At 62.8% G+C, this 12,858-nt stretch carries 15 protein-coding genes and 1 riboswitch; of the genes, 10 read left to right on the top strand and 5 right to left on the bottom strand.

The genetic code is table 11. The annotated features are described in order from the left end of the window. Positions 1 to 334: 334 nt before the first annotated feature. From AC6I7Z_RS19515 to AC6I7Z_RS19555, 9 genes are all read left to right on the top strand, one after another. Complete coding sequence (locus AC6I7Z_RS19515; protein WP_497815491.1) at positions 335 to 1,285, top strand: DMT family transporter; 951 nt, start codon at positions 335 to 337, stop codon at positions 1,283 to 1,285. Between the two features lie 41 nt (positions 1,286 to 1,326). Then, positions 1,327 to 1,446: riboswitch (TPP riboswitch) on the top strand. Between the two features lie 133 nt (positions 1,447 to 1,579). Further along, positions 1,580 to 2,521 (top strand): FAD-dependent oxidoreductase, encoded by a 942-nt coding sequence (locus AC6I7Z_RS19520; protein WP_497815492.1) that lies wholly within the window; start codon positions 1,580 to 1,582, stop codon positions 2,519 to 2,521. Continuing rightward, complete coding sequence (gene thiS, locus AC6I7Z_RS19525) at positions 2,505 to 2,702, top strand: sulfur carrier protein ThiS (RefSeq protein WP_033748282.1); 198 nt, start codon at positions 2,505 to 2,507, stop codon at positions 2,700 to 2,702. The genes AC6I7Z_RS19520 and thiS overlap by 17 nt, the downstream gene beginning before the upstream one ends. Positions 2,703 to 2,705: 3 nt before the next feature. Continuing rightward, positions 2,706 to 3,464: a thiazole synthase gene (locus AC6I7Z_RS19530; protein ID WP_497815493.1), complete on the top strand. Its 759-nt coding sequence runs from the start codon at positions 2,706 to 2,708 to the stop codon at positions 3,462 to 3,464. Between the two features lie 12 nt (positions 3,465 to 3,476). Then, a complete protein-coding gene (locus AC6I7Z_RS19535) occupies positions 3,477 to 4,445 on the top strand; it encodes a ThiF family adenylyltransferase (protein ID WP_497815900.1) in 969 nt (322 codons plus the stop codon). Next, positions 4,442 to 5,176, top strand: a complete 735-nt coding sequence (locus AC6I7Z_RS19540; RefSeq protein WP_497815494.1) for an ABC transporter ATP-binding protein — start codon at positions 4,442 to 4,444, stop codon at positions 5,174 to 5,176. Before AC6I7Z_RS19535 ends, AC6I7Z_RS19540 begins: the two co-directional genes overlap by 4 nt. Further along, positions 5,169 to 5,903: an ABC transporter permease gene (locus AC6I7Z_RS19545; RefSeq protein ID WP_497815495.1), complete on the top strand. Its 735-nt coding sequence runs from the start codon at positions 5,169 to 5,171 to the stop codon at positions 5,901 to 5,903. Before AC6I7Z_RS19540 ends, AC6I7Z_RS19545 begins: the two co-directional genes overlap by 8 nt. 21 nt (positions 5,904 to 5,924) lie before the next feature. Further along, entirely contained in the window at positions 5,925 to 6,854 is a 930-nt protein-coding gene (locus tag AC6I7Z_RS19550; protein WP_497815901.1) for an ABC transporter substrate-binding protein, read from the top strand. Positions 6,855 to 6,921: 67 nt separating this feature from the next. Beyond that, positions 6,922 to 7,443, top strand: a complete 522-nt coding sequence (locus AC6I7Z_RS19555) for an O-acetyl-ADP-ribose deacetylase (RefSeq protein WP_497815496.1) — start codon at positions 6,922 to 6,924, stop codon at positions 7,441 to 7,443. Here AC6I7Z_RS19555 and AC6I7Z_RS19560 read toward each other — a convergent pair. The 3 genes from AC6I7Z_RS19560 to AC6I7Z_RS19570 all read right to left on the bottom strand — a co-directional run bounded on the left by AC6I7Z_RS19560 (position 7,440) and on the right by AC6I7Z_RS19570 (position 9,926). Then, the gene (locus tag AC6I7Z_RS19560) at positions 7,440 to 7,598 is read right to left on the bottom strand and encodes a hypothetical protein (RefSeq protein WP_497815497.1); all 159 of its coding nucleotides are present in this window, start codon (positions 7,596 to 7,598) and stop codon (positions 7,440 to 7,442) included. The genes AC6I7Z_RS19555 and AC6I7Z_RS19560 overlap by 4 nt on opposite strands. A 79-nt stretch (positions 7,599 to 7,677) precedes the next feature. Beyond that, a complete protein-coding gene (locus AC6I7Z_RS19565; protein ID WP_497815498.1) occupies positions 7,678 to 8,943 on the bottom strand; it encodes an NtaA/DmoA family FMN-dependent monooxygenase in 1,266 nt (421 codons plus the stop codon). Between the two features lie 35 nt (positions 8,944 to 8,978). Next, positions 8,979 to 9,926 carry an ABC transporter substrate-binding protein gene (locus AC6I7Z_RS19570; protein ID WP_497815499.1) on the bottom strand — a complete coding sequence of 316 codons (948 nt, stop codon included), beginning with the start codon at positions 9,924 to 9,926 and terminating at the stop codon, positions 8,979 to 8,981. A 243-nt stretch (positions 9,927 to 10,169) separates the two neighbouring features. Between AC6I7Z_RS19570 and AC6I7Z_RS19575 the strand changes: the two genes are divergently transcribed. After that, the gene (locus AC6I7Z_RS19575) at positions 10,170 to 11,231 is read left to right on the top strand and encodes a diguanylate cyclase (protein WP_497815500.1); all 1,062 of its coding nucleotides are present in this window, start codon (positions 10,170 to 10,172) and stop codon (positions 11,229 to 11,231) included. Between the two features lie 49 nt (positions 11,232 to 11,280). On the opposite strand, the gene AC6I7Z_RS19580 is transcribed toward AC6I7Z_RS19575, so the two are convergent. Both AC6I7Z_RS19580 and urtE read right to left on the bottom strand, forming a co-directional pair. Further along, positions 11,281 to 12,078: an SDR family NAD(P)-dependent oxidoreductase gene (locus AC6I7Z_RS19580; RefSeq protein ID WP_497815501.1), complete on the bottom strand. Its 798-nt coding sequence runs from the start codon at positions 12,076 to 12,078 to the stop codon at positions 11,281 to 11,283. 81 nt (positions 12,079 to 12,159) lie between these two features. After that, a complete protein-coding gene (gene urtE, locus AC6I7Z_RS19585) occupies positions 12,160 to 12,858 on the bottom strand; it encodes an urea ABC transporter ATP-binding subunit UrtE (RefSeq protein WP_497815502.1) in 699 nt (232 codons plus the stop codon).

A 12,858-nucleotide genomic window follows, 5' to 3' on the forward strand; every position in this document is an offset into this window, starting at 1 on the left:
TACCAATAATTTGAATATTATATCTGCTTTTTCCGGCGCGTTTTTATTTCGCTTTATACTGGCCTTGTTTTTATCGCGTCGCCGCTTTGGCTGATGCGCGATGAGCACCAGGGCCGGGCGATAAATTATATTCATCCAGGCTAAGCAAAGCGGGAAATAAATTTCTTCAGCGTTCGCGTCGCAAGGGCGCAAAAATCAGACGCATATTTGTGCTGCGCGCCTGGCTCATAAAGGCAGAATACGCTGTATTTGCTGTGGTTTCCCACCGCCCGCGCCGCGCATCTGCGTTACCCTTAACGCTCACTTTCTGCAATCGGTAAATAAGGAGCGCGACGTGAGCGCGTCGACGGGAATTTCACTCAAAATTATGGCGACCCTTAGCTCGACGCTGATGCTGGCCTGCGTAAAAGGTCTGGAGGGCGCGCTGCCGGTGGGAGAAGTGATCTTCTTCCGTTCGCTGGTGGGCGTTATGCCGCTGCTGCTATGGCTGACCTTTCAGGGCGGCATTATTCAGGGCATCAAAACCCGCAATGTGAAAGGGCATATCGGCCGCGGCCTGGCGGGCACCTGCAGCATGTACCTCAGCTATCTGTCGCTGATTTATATCTCCCTGACCGACGCCACCGCTATCAACTACGCCGCGCCGCTGTTTACCGTGCTGCTTGCCGCCGTGGTGCTGCGCGAAAGGGTGCGGCTGAATCGCTGGCTGTCGGTAGCGGCCGGTTTCGCGGGGATCGTCATTATGCTCTCGGGTCATCTGTCGCTCAGCGGCCCGCCCAGGCTCACGGTAGCCAGCCTGGCCTCTTCCGTCGGCGTCCTGCTGGCGCTGCTCTCTGCGCTCTGCACGGCAGGCGCGCTGATTCAGATCCGCTATCTGAGCGGGAAAGAGAAGCCGGGCGCGATCGCCTTCTGGTTTACCGCCATGACGGGCGCGACCTCGCTGCTGACGCTGCCGTTCGGCTGGCGCCTGCCGCAGGGCGAGCAGCTGCTTTTGCTGCTGGGGTGCGGACTGTGCGGCGGACTGACGCAAATTTTGCTGACGCTGAGCCTGCGCTACGCCGATGCCTCGCTGCTCGCCCCATTCGATTACAGCTCGCTGCTCTGGTCGGTGATTATCGGCCTGATTTTTCTCGGCGCCTTGCCCGAGAAACTCACCCTGATCGGCGCCAGTCTCGTCGCGTTCGCCGGCATTTACGCGGTTTTGAGCGAGCGTCGGCAGCGGCGACGGGCCGCGGCATCAGCGCTGACCGCCCGCAGCGAAACCGCCGATTTAACGCCGGATTAACACGCCGTACTTGACGTCGGGCAGGCAGTTGCCCTACAACTAATGACCGTCGGGGGAGTCTCGCCAGAGAGACTGAGAGGCTAATAGCGCAGCGCGCGGTTTAGCGACCCTTTGAACCTGACCCAGTTGATACTGGCGTAGGAAGACTCGTATCTCATTGTTTTTTGCCTGGATGAGATGCCTGCCGCGTGAGCCTGCTCATGCTTTTTCCCTTCATGTATCACGGGTCGTCAACATCGAGGCCTGCGTGAACATGACTCTTTTTCAAACCACTTTCTCTGTCAGGTGCGCGCCATGAGCCGCTGGTCGGTCATCGGCAGCGGCGTCGCCGGCTTGTGCGTCGCTACGCTGCTGGCCGAACAGGGCGAAACGCCAGAGGTGATCGTCAGCGACGAGACGCCCGCGTCGCACTGGGCGGGCGGCATGCTGGCGCCCTTTTGCGAAGGGGAGAGCGCCCCTGAACAGGTTATCGAGCTGGGGCAGCGCGCCGCCGGCTGGTGGGCGCAGCGGGTCGAGGGCGTCGCGCGTCAGGGCACGCTGGTGGTGGCCATGCCGCGTGACGCCGCGGAGCTGACGCGCTTCGCGCGCATGACGCGGCAGCATCATTGGCGCGATCCCGCGCAGCTTGAGCCTGAACTCGCAGGGCGCTTTGCGCGCGGCCTGTTTTTCCCTGATGAAGCGCATCTTAATCCGCGCGACGCCATGCGCCAGCTGCGCGCCAGCCTGGAAGCGCGCGGCGTCGTTTTTCACCGCGGCAAACCAGGCGGCACGGTGATCGACTGCCGCGGCATTCACGCCGCCGATCGCCAGCCTGACCTGCGCGCGGTTCGCGGTGAGATGCTGATCCTGCAGTGCGATGAACTCCACTTCTCCCGTCCGATCCGGCTGCTGCATCCGCGCTTTCCCTGCTATCTGGTGCCGCGCGCCGACGGCCTGTTTATGCTCGGCGCCACCATGGTCGAGAGCGACGACGCCAGTGCGATCAGCGCTCGCGCCATGATGGAGCTGCTCAGCGCCGCCTGGAGCATCCATCCGGCGCTGGCCGAAGCGCGCATCGTCGAGAGCGGCACGGGAAGGCGGCCCGCCTATCGCCATAACCTGCCGGAAGTACGCTATCAAGACGGGGTTTTCTCCCTTAACGGCATGTATCGTCACGGTTTTTTGCTCGCGCCCGCCATGGCGCAGCAGCTTATGCAACTGCTTAGTCAGGAGTCGAATGATGCAAATCGAACTTAACGGTCAGAGAGTGGAAACCGAGGCGGCGACGGTCGCCGCGCTGCTGCAGGAGCGGCAGATCGACGCCGCCTGCGTCGCCAGCGCCTTTAACGGTGAGTTCTTGCCGCGCGCGCAGTATGAAAGCCAGCGGCTGGAGGCGGGATGCCGTCTGGAAGTGCTGTCGCCGATGCAGGGAGGCTAAACCATGTTTTACGGTTTTGTTCCCCGTTCGCGTTTTCTGCTCGGCACCGCAGGCTATCCGTCGCCCGAGATTTTGCAGCAGGCGATCTGCGCCGCGGAGGCGGAGATCATCACCGTCAGCCTGCGGCGCGAAGGCAGCCAGGGCGGCGCGTTTCGCGAGCTGCTCAGCCAGCTCAACCGTCGCGTGCTGCCCAACACCGCCGGCTGTCACAGCGTGAAAGAGGCGGTGACCACGGCGCATATGGCGCGCGAACTCTTCGACACGCCCTGGATAAAGCTGGAGGTGATCGGCAACGCCGACACGCTGCAGCCCGATCCCTTTGCGCTGGTGGAAGCGGCGCGCATTCTCTGCGCCGACGGCTTCCAGGTCTTTCCCTATACCACCGAGGATCTCATCGTCGGCGAAAAGCTGCTGGAGGCGGGCTGCGAAGTGCTGATGCCCTGGGGCGCGCCCATCGGATCAGGCCAGGGGCTGCGCAATATCGAAGGGCTGCGCAGCTTCCGCGCCTGGTTTAAAGGGGTGCCGCTGGTGATTGACGCCGGTATCGGCGCGCCGAGCCAGGCGGCGCAGGCGATGGAGATGGGGTTCGACGCCATTCTGCTCAACACCGCGGTGGCGAAAGCGCAGGATCCGGCGGCGATGGCGGGCGCCTTCGCAGGCGCGATCCGCGTGGGGCATCAGGCGCATCAGGCGGGCCTGATGGAGCGGCGCGATATGGCCGCCGCGTCGACGCCGGTGTTCGGCCTGGCGCAGTTCAGCTAACGGGGCAAGATGATGAATCGTTATCAGCGGCAGCAGATGCTGCCGGAAATCGGCGAGGCGGGACAGAGGCGGCTGCGCGCCGCGCGCGTGCTGGTGGTCGGCGCGGGCGGGCTGGGATCGACGCTGTTGCCGCTGCTGGCGGGCGCGGGTGTCGGCTATCTGCGCATTATGGACGCGGATCGGGTGGCGCTGCACAATCTGCATCGCCAGACGCTCTACACAGAGGAGGATGTCGGCCAGCCGAAGGCGCTTTGCGCCGCGCGCGCGCTGGCCGCGCGCAACCGCGACTGCGTTACCGAGGCGCGGCAGCAGGCGCTGCGCGCCAGTACGGTCGAGCAGGCGCTGTCGCAGGTGGATCTGGCGATCGACGCAGCGGACAGCTTCGCCGTGACCTATACGCTCTCCGACGCCTGCCGGCCGCGCAATATCCCGTTGATCAGCGCCTCGGTGCTCGGCCGACAGGGCTATGTCGGCGGCTTTTGCGGCGGCGCGCCGGGCTATCGCGCGCTGTTTCCCCGGCTGCCCGCCTCCGCCGCCAGCTGCGACACCGCGGGCGTGATGGGACCGGCGGTGGCGACGCTGGGCGCGATGCAGGCGCAGATGGCGCTCAGCGTGCTGCTGGGGCACACGCCGTCGCCGCTCGGCAGCCTGATAAACTGCGACTTCAGCCAGTGGCACTTCCGCGCCTTTCGCTTTGACGACGCGCAGGAGCCGGCGCAGCCCGCCATTCCCTTTATCGATCGCGATCTGCTGCGCGCCGACGACTGTATCGTCGAGCTGCGCAGCCTGGCGGAAGCGCCGCACAGCGTGGCGGCGCAGGTCGAGCGTCTGCTGCCCGACGCGATAGCCGCGTGGCAGCCGCCCGCCGATCGGCGCGTGGTGCTGGTCTGCGCCAGCGGCATTCGCGCGGCGAAGGCGGCCGACACGCTGGCGCAGCGCGGCGTCGAACGGCTGGCGATTATCGCGGCGAACCAGCCATGAGCCTGAGGTCACACGGCCCCGACATTCTCTTTGACGACGTCACCTTCGGCTGGGAGAGCAAGCCTCTCTGCGCGCGCTTCAGCCTGCGGCTGCGCGGCGGCAAAACCAGCGCCCTGCTGGGCCGCAGCGGCGCGGGCAAGAGCACGCTGCTGCGGCTGGCGGCGGGGCTGTCAACGCCGCAGCAGGGCCACATCAGCAGCTCGCTGCCGGGCGCGCTGTCGCAGCAGGTCGCCTGGATGGGACAGCGCGACGATCTCTATCCCTGGCTGTCGGTGCGCGACAACGTCATGCTCAGCGCGCGGCTCAGCGGCCAGCGGCCCGACGCCAGGCGCGCCGAGGCGCTGCTGGCGCAGGTCGAACTCGCCGGGCTGGGGGAGGCGCGGCCCGATTCGCTCTCCGGCGGCATGCGGCAGCGCGTCGCGCTGGCGCGCACCCTCTATCAGGATCGCCCGGTGGTGCTGATGGATGAGCCGTTCGCCGCTCTCGACGTCATGACCCGGCTGCGGCTGCAAAGCCTGACCGCCGGGCTGCTGCGCGGCAAAACCCTGCTGCTGGTCACGCACGATCCGCTCGAGGCGTGCCGCCTGGCGCATGATATCTATCTGCTGGAGGATGCGCCGCTGCGCGTCCGCGACCTGCCCGCGCCCGACGGCGAGGTGCCGCGCGCGGCGCAGACAGCGGCGGTCCTGCAGGCGCAAAGCCGGCTCTTTCAGTTGCTCAGTCATGATTAAGCGCCTGTTAAGCCTGCTCTGGCTGCTGGCGATCGTCGTCGGCGCGTGGCAACTGGCGCGCTACGGCGGCGTGCCCGCGTTTCTGCTGCCCGCTCCAGCAGCGGTAGGGCAGGCGCTGCTGCAACAGCACGCCCTGCTGATCCATCACGCCTGCTATACGCTCGGCGAGATCGCGCTGGCGCTGCTGCTGGGCGGCGGCGCGGGCGTCACGCTGGCGATAGCGATGGCCGCCAGTTCGCTGCTGCGGCGCCTGCTGTTTCCGCTGGTCGCCGCCAGCCAGACCATTCCCGTGTTCGCGCTGGCGCCGCTGCTGGTGCTGTGGCTCGGCTTCGGCATCGCCTCTAAAGTGGCGGTCGCGGCGCTGATCGTTTTTTTCCCGCTCTGCCTGTCGCTGTTCGACGGGCTCTGCCGCACGCCGCCCGGCTGGCTGGAGCTGGCGCAAACCATGAACCGCTCGCGGCTGCGGCTGTTCCTGCATGTGCGCTGGCCCGCCGCGCTGCCGCACTTCTTTTCCGGCCTGCAAATGGCGGCGATCCTCGCGCCGGTCGGCGTGGTGATCGGCGAATGGGTCGGCGCCAGCGAAGGGCTCGGCTATCTGATGATGCATGCCAGCGCGCGGCTGGAAACGCCGCTCAGTTTCGCCGCGCTGGCGCTGTTAATGCTGCTGGCGCTGCTGTTATCGGGCGGGGTCGCGCTGCTGCGCCGCCGCTTTCTCTACTCTGCATAAGGAATAATCGTGAAAAAAATAATGCTGATGCTGGCGGCGCTGCTGATGGCGGCCGCCGCGCCCGCGCAGGCGGCGCAGAAGGTGCGCCTGCTGCTCGACTGGTTCGTTAACCCCAACCATGCGGCGATCTTCGCGGCAAAAGAGAGCGGCGCCTTTGCGCGTCAGGGGCTGGAGGTCGAGATGATCGCGCCGGCGGACTCCGCCTCGGTGCCGCTGCTGCTGGCGGCAGGCAAGGCCGATCTCGCCGTAGGCTATCAGCCTCAGCTCTATACGCTGGTGGATAAAGGGGTGCCGGCGATCCGCGTCGGTACGCTGATCGGCCAGCCGCTCAACACCCTGACCGCGCTGAAAAGCAGCGATATCCACCGGCTGAAAGATTTCGAGGGCAAAACCCTCGGCTACGCTATTCCAGGGTTTGAGGATGTCGCCATCCAGACCATGCTCCGATCCGCAGGCGTGGACGTCGATAAAGTGAAGCTAATCAACCTCAATATGGACGCCGCCTCGGCGCTGCTGAGCCATAAAATCAGCGGCGCGATGACCATTTATCGCAACTATGAGCTGCTGGAGCTTAAGCAGCAGGGCGCGGAAACCCTGACGTTCAAACCGGAAGATCACGGCGTGCCCGCCTATGACGAACTGATCCTGCTGGCGAACGCCGGAACCGCGGCGACCGACCCGCGTATTGCTAAGTTTTTGCATGCGCTGAACGAGGGTGTCGCCTACCTGCGCGCCCATCCGGACGCGGTCTGGCAGGCGTTTATCCGCGCTTACCCGGAGCTGAACACGCCGCTTAACCATCAGGCGTGGCAGGCGACGCTGCCGCTGTTCGCCAGCGATGCCGGCCGTTTTGACGCGGCGCGCTATCAGGCTTTTGCTCGCTATATGCTGGACAACAAGCTTATCGGCCAGATTGCGCCGATGTCGCGCTACTCGCTGCCGTCGCAGTAAATGCGCGCTTTGCCCGCGTGCTCTTTATCCGGCGCGACTAGACTTAAGAAAAAAGGATAAGGAGCTAATGATGACAGAGAAGATCACGCTGGTGGCGGGCGATATCACCAAAATCGAGGCCGACGCGATTGTTAACGCGGCAAACAGTTCGCTGCTTGGCGGCGGCGGCGTAGACGGCGCGATCCATCGCGCCGGCGGGCCAGAGATACTGGAGGCGTGTAGAGTTATTCGCAACCGGCAGGGCGGCTGCCATACCGGCGAGGCGGTGATCACCCCCGCAGGCAAACTGCCTGCGCGCTATGTCATCCATACCGTCGGTCCGGTCTGGAACGGCGGCAGTCAGAAAGAGGCGGAGCTGCTAAAACGCGCCTATCAGAGCTGCTTTCAGCTGGCGCGGCAGCACGATATCAGGACCATCGCGTTTCCCAGCATCAGCACCGGTATCTATCGTTTTCCAAAGCAAAAGGCGGCTGACATTGCGCTGGCGGCGATGCGCGAGGCGCTGGCGGAGAATCCAGCGCTGGAAGAGGTGATAATCGTCTGTTTCGATGAGGAGAATTACGCGATTTATGCCGGACTGCTTAACTAATGCATCACCAGGCCAAGGATAAGCAGCACCACGGCCACCACGGCATAGACGCCCGCACGCGTCAGCAGATTTTTCTGCTGGCGCTTTACGCCAGCGATCAAGAATCCCAGCGCGATGCAGAGCGCCATGAGTGAAACCAGTAAGTATGCTGACATGCGAGACCCCCGCTAAAAAAAGCCTTATTTAACATGCCAGCAGCAGGGGCGATAGCCGATTTACACTTCCTCTAAAAACTCACGTCAGCCCGTTAGCCGGACGCGCCAGACCCAGGGTATCGCGCAGCGTGCCGGTCGGATAGTCGGTGCGGAACACGCCGGCGCGTTGCAGTCGCGGCACGACTTCGTCGAGAAAAAGGTTGCCGCTGGCTTCCAGGTAGGCGGGCAGTACCACAAAGCCGTCGCATGCGCCGCTGCGATACCACGCGATCATCATCGCCGCCACGTCGTCCGGCGTGCCGACCGGCGAGGGAAACGACAGGCTTTCGGCATAGCGGATCGCCATTTCGCCCAGCGTCAGCCTCCTTTCGAGCGCCTGGGCGATAACGTACTGGAAGCGTCCTTTGCTGCCGGTAATGACGTCGCGCAGATCGGGCGCCGGCGCGTCGAGCGGATACTGCGCCAGATCGTGATTCATGCTGGCGGACATAAAGCTCAGCGCCGATTCAGCGGTAATCAGCGACTTAAGGTAGCGATCTTTCTCCTCTGCCGCGGCGCGCGTCTCCGCCAGCACCGGCACCATGCCAGGCAAAATACGCAGCCGATCCGGCGTGCGGCCATAGTGCTGCGCCTTGCTTTTCAGCGTCTGATAAAAGCGCTGGGCGCGCTGCTGTTCCGGCTGCACCACGAACAGCACTTCGGCGTGCTGCGCCGCCAGATCGATAAACGCCTCCGACACGCCAGCCTGAATGGTCACCGGATAGCCCTGCGGCGGGCGTGGAATATTAAGCGGCCCGCGCACGTTAAAAAAGGTTTCACGGTGGTTGAGATAGCGGAAAGCCTCTGGCCTGGCGAAGGTGGCGTTGGCTTTGTCGATCACCATGGCATTATCGTCAAAGCTGTCCCACAGCTTCTTCACCAGGCTGATGAACTCCGCTGCACGGGCGTAGCGCTCGGCGTGGGAATAGTGGCTGTCGCGGCCAAAATTGCGCGCTTCGGCGTCGCTGACCGAGGTAACCAGATTCCACGCCGCACGTCCGCCGCTGATATGGTCGATATTCGCCAGCTGGCGCGCGATAGTGTAGGGCAGCGAATAAGAGGAGGAGACGGTGCCGCCAAGACCGATGCGATCGGTGACCGCCGCCAGCGCGGCAAGCAGCGTCAGCGGTTCTGACCAGCCCTGCGGACGGCTGCGCACCGTGGCGCTGAGATCGCCGCCGTAGATATCGTCAATCGCCAGCTTGTCGGCGACGAAAATCATATCGAGCTTTGCGGCCTCCGCCTGCTGGGCGATACGGCGAAACAGCGGCCAGCGGCCAGCGGGTGCCGCCGCTGGAAACCGCATCAGGATGACGCCAGCCGCCCTGATGGATGCCGGCGTCAAGATAGAGCGCGATGTTCATCATAGCTGCATCTCCTTAAGGCTGACGAAAAAAGCTGGCGTCGATGACCGCGTCGGCGGTGAGTCCGGGCTTGATCAGGCCGCTGCGGGTAAAGGTGTCGATAGCGGCCTGCTGGCGCTGCTGCACCAGCGCCACATCGCCCACCGGCGCGTTGTTTCTCGCGCTTCACTTTGCTCAGCGCTACCGCATCCGGCAGGCGCAGCAGCGTCGCGATGCCTTGCGCATAGGCCTGCGGATGGGCGACGCCCCATGCGCGCGCGCGGATCAGCCGCTGGCGAAAATCCTGCAGCGCCGCGCGCTTATCGGTAATGGCGCGATCGGTCGCCACCAGGTAGTTGGATACCGGAAAGGCGTCGCCATCCACCGCGATGACCGCGCCCGACTGGGCGATAGCGAAAGAGACATAGGGCTCCCAGGTGGCGACCGCATCCACCGCGCCGTTATCCAGCGCCAGCGTCGCCTCGGCTGGGGTGGTGAAGACAAACTGCACGCTGTCGGCGGGCAGATGCGCTGAGCTGAGCGCGTTGAAGACCAGGTTTTGGCCGGAAGATCCTTTAACCGTGGCGATCTTTTTACCTTTCAGATCGGCGGCGCTTTTTATGCTGCTGCCTTTTTTTACGATAATGGCGTTACCCAGGTACTGCGAAGCCTGAATGGCTTTGATCGCTGCGCCGGAGGCGACCGCAAACGACAGCGGGCCGTCGCCCACCAGCCCGGCGTCAAGGTGGCTGGCATTGAGTGATTCAAGGAGCGGCGCGGCGTTGGGAAATTCATACCATTTCACCGCATAGGGCAGATTGCTGAGTTCTCCTGCCGCCTCCATCACGGCGCGCGCGTTGCCTTTTTGATCGCCTACCACCAACTGCGTTTCCGTCGCCTGACTGGCAAAAGCGGCCAGACAGAGCGTTAGCGCGAATAATTTCATCTTTGATTTCCCGGTGAAAAAAGAAACCAGACTAAGTATCTGCTGCGGAAAGGGGTAATAAGGAATGCGGCAAAGGTTATCTGCGGAGAGAATAACCCGGACTGAAGGAGGCTTTTCATAAACAGCAAACGCGCAAATCAGTAGTTAAGAATAATTCAAGCTGAAAATTCCTAAAAAATCTCACCGATTTAAATCAAATCCCGATAAACTGCGTCAACCATCCCGCCTTTTCACACTGATTTAATGAATTATTATTCTCCTGATGACAGACATCTGAAATTGCGCTCGACACGGTTCGTCAGGCGCATGTTTGCTATGCGACAGCTGGGAACGCTTCTCTGCTTCTATCCCATTATGTCGGTATTGATGGAGTCGGGAAAAAGCCTGAGCATCTGCGCGCTGCTGTTCATCAACGCCTTTTTCTGGCCCTGGATGGCGTGGCGGCTGGCGCTCGCTTCGGACGATCCCACCGGACGCGAACGCACCAATCTGACGCTGGACGCCGCCTTTGGCGGCATCTGGGTGGCGATGATGGCGATTAGCCCGCTGCCGTCGTTCGTGATCATGGCGGTTCTGGTGGCGGACCGCTACGCCGCGGGCGGCTGGGCGCAGCTTATCGCCGCGCTGCAGGCGTTTCTGGTCGCCTTCGCGCTCACCTGGGCGCTGGAGGGCGCGCCGGTCAACATGAGCTTCAGCACGCGCACGGTATGGCTGACGCTGCCGCTCGCCACCTTCTATCTGCTGGCGCTAAGCGTGGTCTCTTATAATCTGACGCTGAGCCTGCGTTTGAAAAACCGCGAGCTGGAGCGTATCGCGCTGATGGATCCAGGGCTGAAGATCCCTAACCGGCGGCTGTTTGAACGTCGCCTGGAGAGCGAATTTCTGCGCACCCGCCGTGGAGAAAGCGCCGCCTGGCTGATGCTAATCGACGTCGACCATTTCAAAGCGGTGAACGACAGTTATGGCCATGAAGCGGGGGATTTTCTGCTGGCGGAGATCTCCGCGCTGCTGCGCGACGGCGTCGGCATTGAAGATATTCCGGCGCGCTTCGGCGGCGACGAACTCTGCGTTATCGTGCGCGATGCGCAGGATGCCGGGATTCTGGCGCTGGCGCAAACCCTGAAAACGCGCATCGCGCAGCTTCGGTTGCCCGCGTCGTCGGACTTTTCCTGCACGGTGAGTATCGGCATCGCGCCCGCCAGCAAGGCGGAGTCGATCCATCACTGGCTGCGCCACGCCGACGACGCGCTCTATCAGGTGAAGCGCGACGGCCGCAACGGCGTGCGCCTCTGGCAGCCGGCGTAGAGGCGAAGAGGGGATGCCCCACAGGGCGCACGCGTTGTCAGGCTAAGGATTATTTTTTGCCGGCCGAGCCCGGCTCAGAAATCATGCGGTGGCGCTGCGCCTTCTGAGATTCACTCTGCAGGCGGTTAAGCACGTCGCCTTCATGCTCGGCCTCATCGCTGCCGTAAACGTACTCATGACCGCTCATCAGCGCATACCAGGCGCGCTCGGCGACCTCGCTGGGCTTGGTCGGCTGCGAGGCGCCTACGGCGGTGTCGGTCTGGCCCGCATTTTTGAAGAAGTTGGTTTCGGTGGCGCCAGGCATCAGCAACGTCATATTCAGGCCGCTGCCCTTCAGCTCGTTGCGGATGGCCCAGAAGAAGGAGTTGACGAAGGCTTTGGATGCGCCATAAATCGCTTCAAAAGGAATGGGCGCCGTCCCTGAAACAGAGGAGGTCATCAGCACGTGGCCGCCGCCGCGCTGGATCATGTCGGGCAGGAAGATCTTAGAGAGATGGACATAAGAATCCACATTCAGCCTGATTAGCTGAAGCTCTTTTTCCAGCGCCGTTCCGCCGATAAAGCGTCCGCCTAAACCCTGTCCGGCATTGATAACCAGCGCGTCGATATCTCTGCCCAGGCCGTCGACTTTCTGCTTCAGCGCCTCAATCTCTTCATAGCGGCTAAGATCGGCGGCGTAAGGTTGTACGCTGCCGCCAAAATGGCGCAGCGCCTCACAGGCGTTACTGAGCTTCTCTTCATTTCTGGCGACGGCGATAATATCGTAATCGTGTTGAGCGAAAAGCTTCGCCAGTTCGAAACCTATACCGTTTGATGCCCCGGTAATTAAAGCCAGTTTATTGCTCACTCTTTTCCCCTTTTTTCATGAAAGCGTAGTAAGCCTGGCACGAAAAAGGGGGCGATGCGTTATTTCCCGCCTGCGCAGGCGTTAAATCGCGACGAGGTTTCTCACCCCTTCCGCCGCCATATTGGCTCCCGCGCCGCGCTGTATAATTTCTCCGCGCGACATCACCAGATAGCTGTCCGCTAACTCGGCGGCAAAATCATAAAACTGCTCCACCAGCAGAATCGCCATTTCGCCTTTGCCGGCCAGCTGCCGAATAACCTCGCCGATCTCCTTGATCACCGAGGGTTGAATACCTTCCGTGGGCTCGTCCAGGATGAGCAGCTGCGGCTTGCAGGCCAGCGCGCGGCCTATCGCCAGCTGCTGCTGCTGTCCGCCTGAGAGATCGCCGCCGCGCCGGGTTTTCATCTCGCGCAGCACGGGAAAAAGCTGATAAATTTCCTCCGGCACCGTTCTGGCCTGCGCGCCGGAGAAGCGCGCCAGGCCCATCAACAGATTCTCTTCTACCGTCAGGCGCGGAAAAATTTCACGTCCCTGCGGCACATAAGCGATGCCCGCCTGCACGCGCTGGTGCGGTTTCCGGCCGTTGATCACCTTATCGTGCCAGCGGATCTCGCCCGACTTCGCCGGGATCAGCCCCATCAGGCATTTCAGCAGCGTGGTTTTTCCCACGCCGTTGCGTCCCAGCAGGCAGGTAATCTCGCCCGGCTTCGCCTCGAACGAGAGGCCGCGCAGGATATGGCTGCCGCCATAATATTGATTCAGTTGGTGAACGTGCAGCAT

This window comes from Pantoea sp. X-Soil-MYKO-1289 (assembly GCF_059730625.1).

Excerpts from the sequence above, each read along its gene's own strand:
- AC6I7Z_RS19520 (WP_497815492.1), top strand. The coding sequence starts at position 1,580 with ATGAGCCGCTGGTCGGTCATCGGCAGCGGCGTCGCCGGCTTGTGCGTC.
- thiS (WP_033748282.1), top strand. The coding sequence starts at position 2,505 with ATGCAAATCGAACTTAACGGTCAGAGAGTGGAAACCGAGGCGGCGACG.
- AC6I7Z_RS19530 (WP_497815493.1), top strand. The coding sequence starts at position 2,706 with ATGTTTTACGGTTTTGTTCCCCGTTCGCGTTTTCTGCTCGGCACCGCA.
- AC6I7Z_RS19535 (WP_497815900.1), top strand. The coding sequence starts at position 3,477 with ATGAATCGTTATCAGCGGCAGCAGATGCTGCCGGAAATCGGCGAGGCG.
- AC6I7Z_RS19540 (WP_497815494.1), top strand. The coding sequence starts at position 4,442 with ATGAGCCTGAGGTCACACGGCCCCGACATTCTCTTTGACGACGTCACC.
- AC6I7Z_RS19545 (WP_497815495.1), top strand. The coding sequence starts at position 5,169 with ATGATTAAGCGCCTGTTAAGCCTGCTCTGGCTGCTGGCGATCGTCGTC.
- AC6I7Z_RS19550 (WP_497815901.1), top strand. The coding sequence starts at position 5,925 with ATGCTGATGCTGGCGGCGCTGCTGATGGCGGCCGCCGCGCCCGCGCAG.
- AC6I7Z_RS19555 (WP_497815496.1), top strand. The coding sequence starts at position 6,922 with ATGATGACAGAGAAGATCACGCTGGTGGCGGGCGATATCACCAAAATC.
- AC6I7Z_RS19560 (WP_497815497.1), bottom strand. The coding sequence starts at position 7,598 with ATGTCAGCATACTTACTGGTTTCACTCATGGCGCTCTGCATCGCGCTG.
- AC6I7Z_RS19565 (WP_497815498.1), bottom strand. The coding sequence starts at position 8,943 with ATGCGGTTTCCAGCGGCGGCACCCGCTGGCCGCTGGCCGCTGTTTCGC.
- AC6I7Z_RS19570 (WP_497815499.1), bottom strand. The coding sequence starts at position 9,926 with ATGAAATTATTCGCGCTAACGCTCTGTCTGGCCGCTTTTGCCAGTCAG.
- AC6I7Z_RS19575 (WP_497815500.1), top strand. The coding sequence starts at position 10,170 with ATGAATTATTATTCTCCTGATGACAGACATCTGAAATTGCGCTCGACA.
- urtE (WP_497815502.1), bottom strand. The coding sequence starts at position 12,858 with ATGCTGCACGTTCACCAACTGAATCAATATTATGGCGGCAGCCATATC.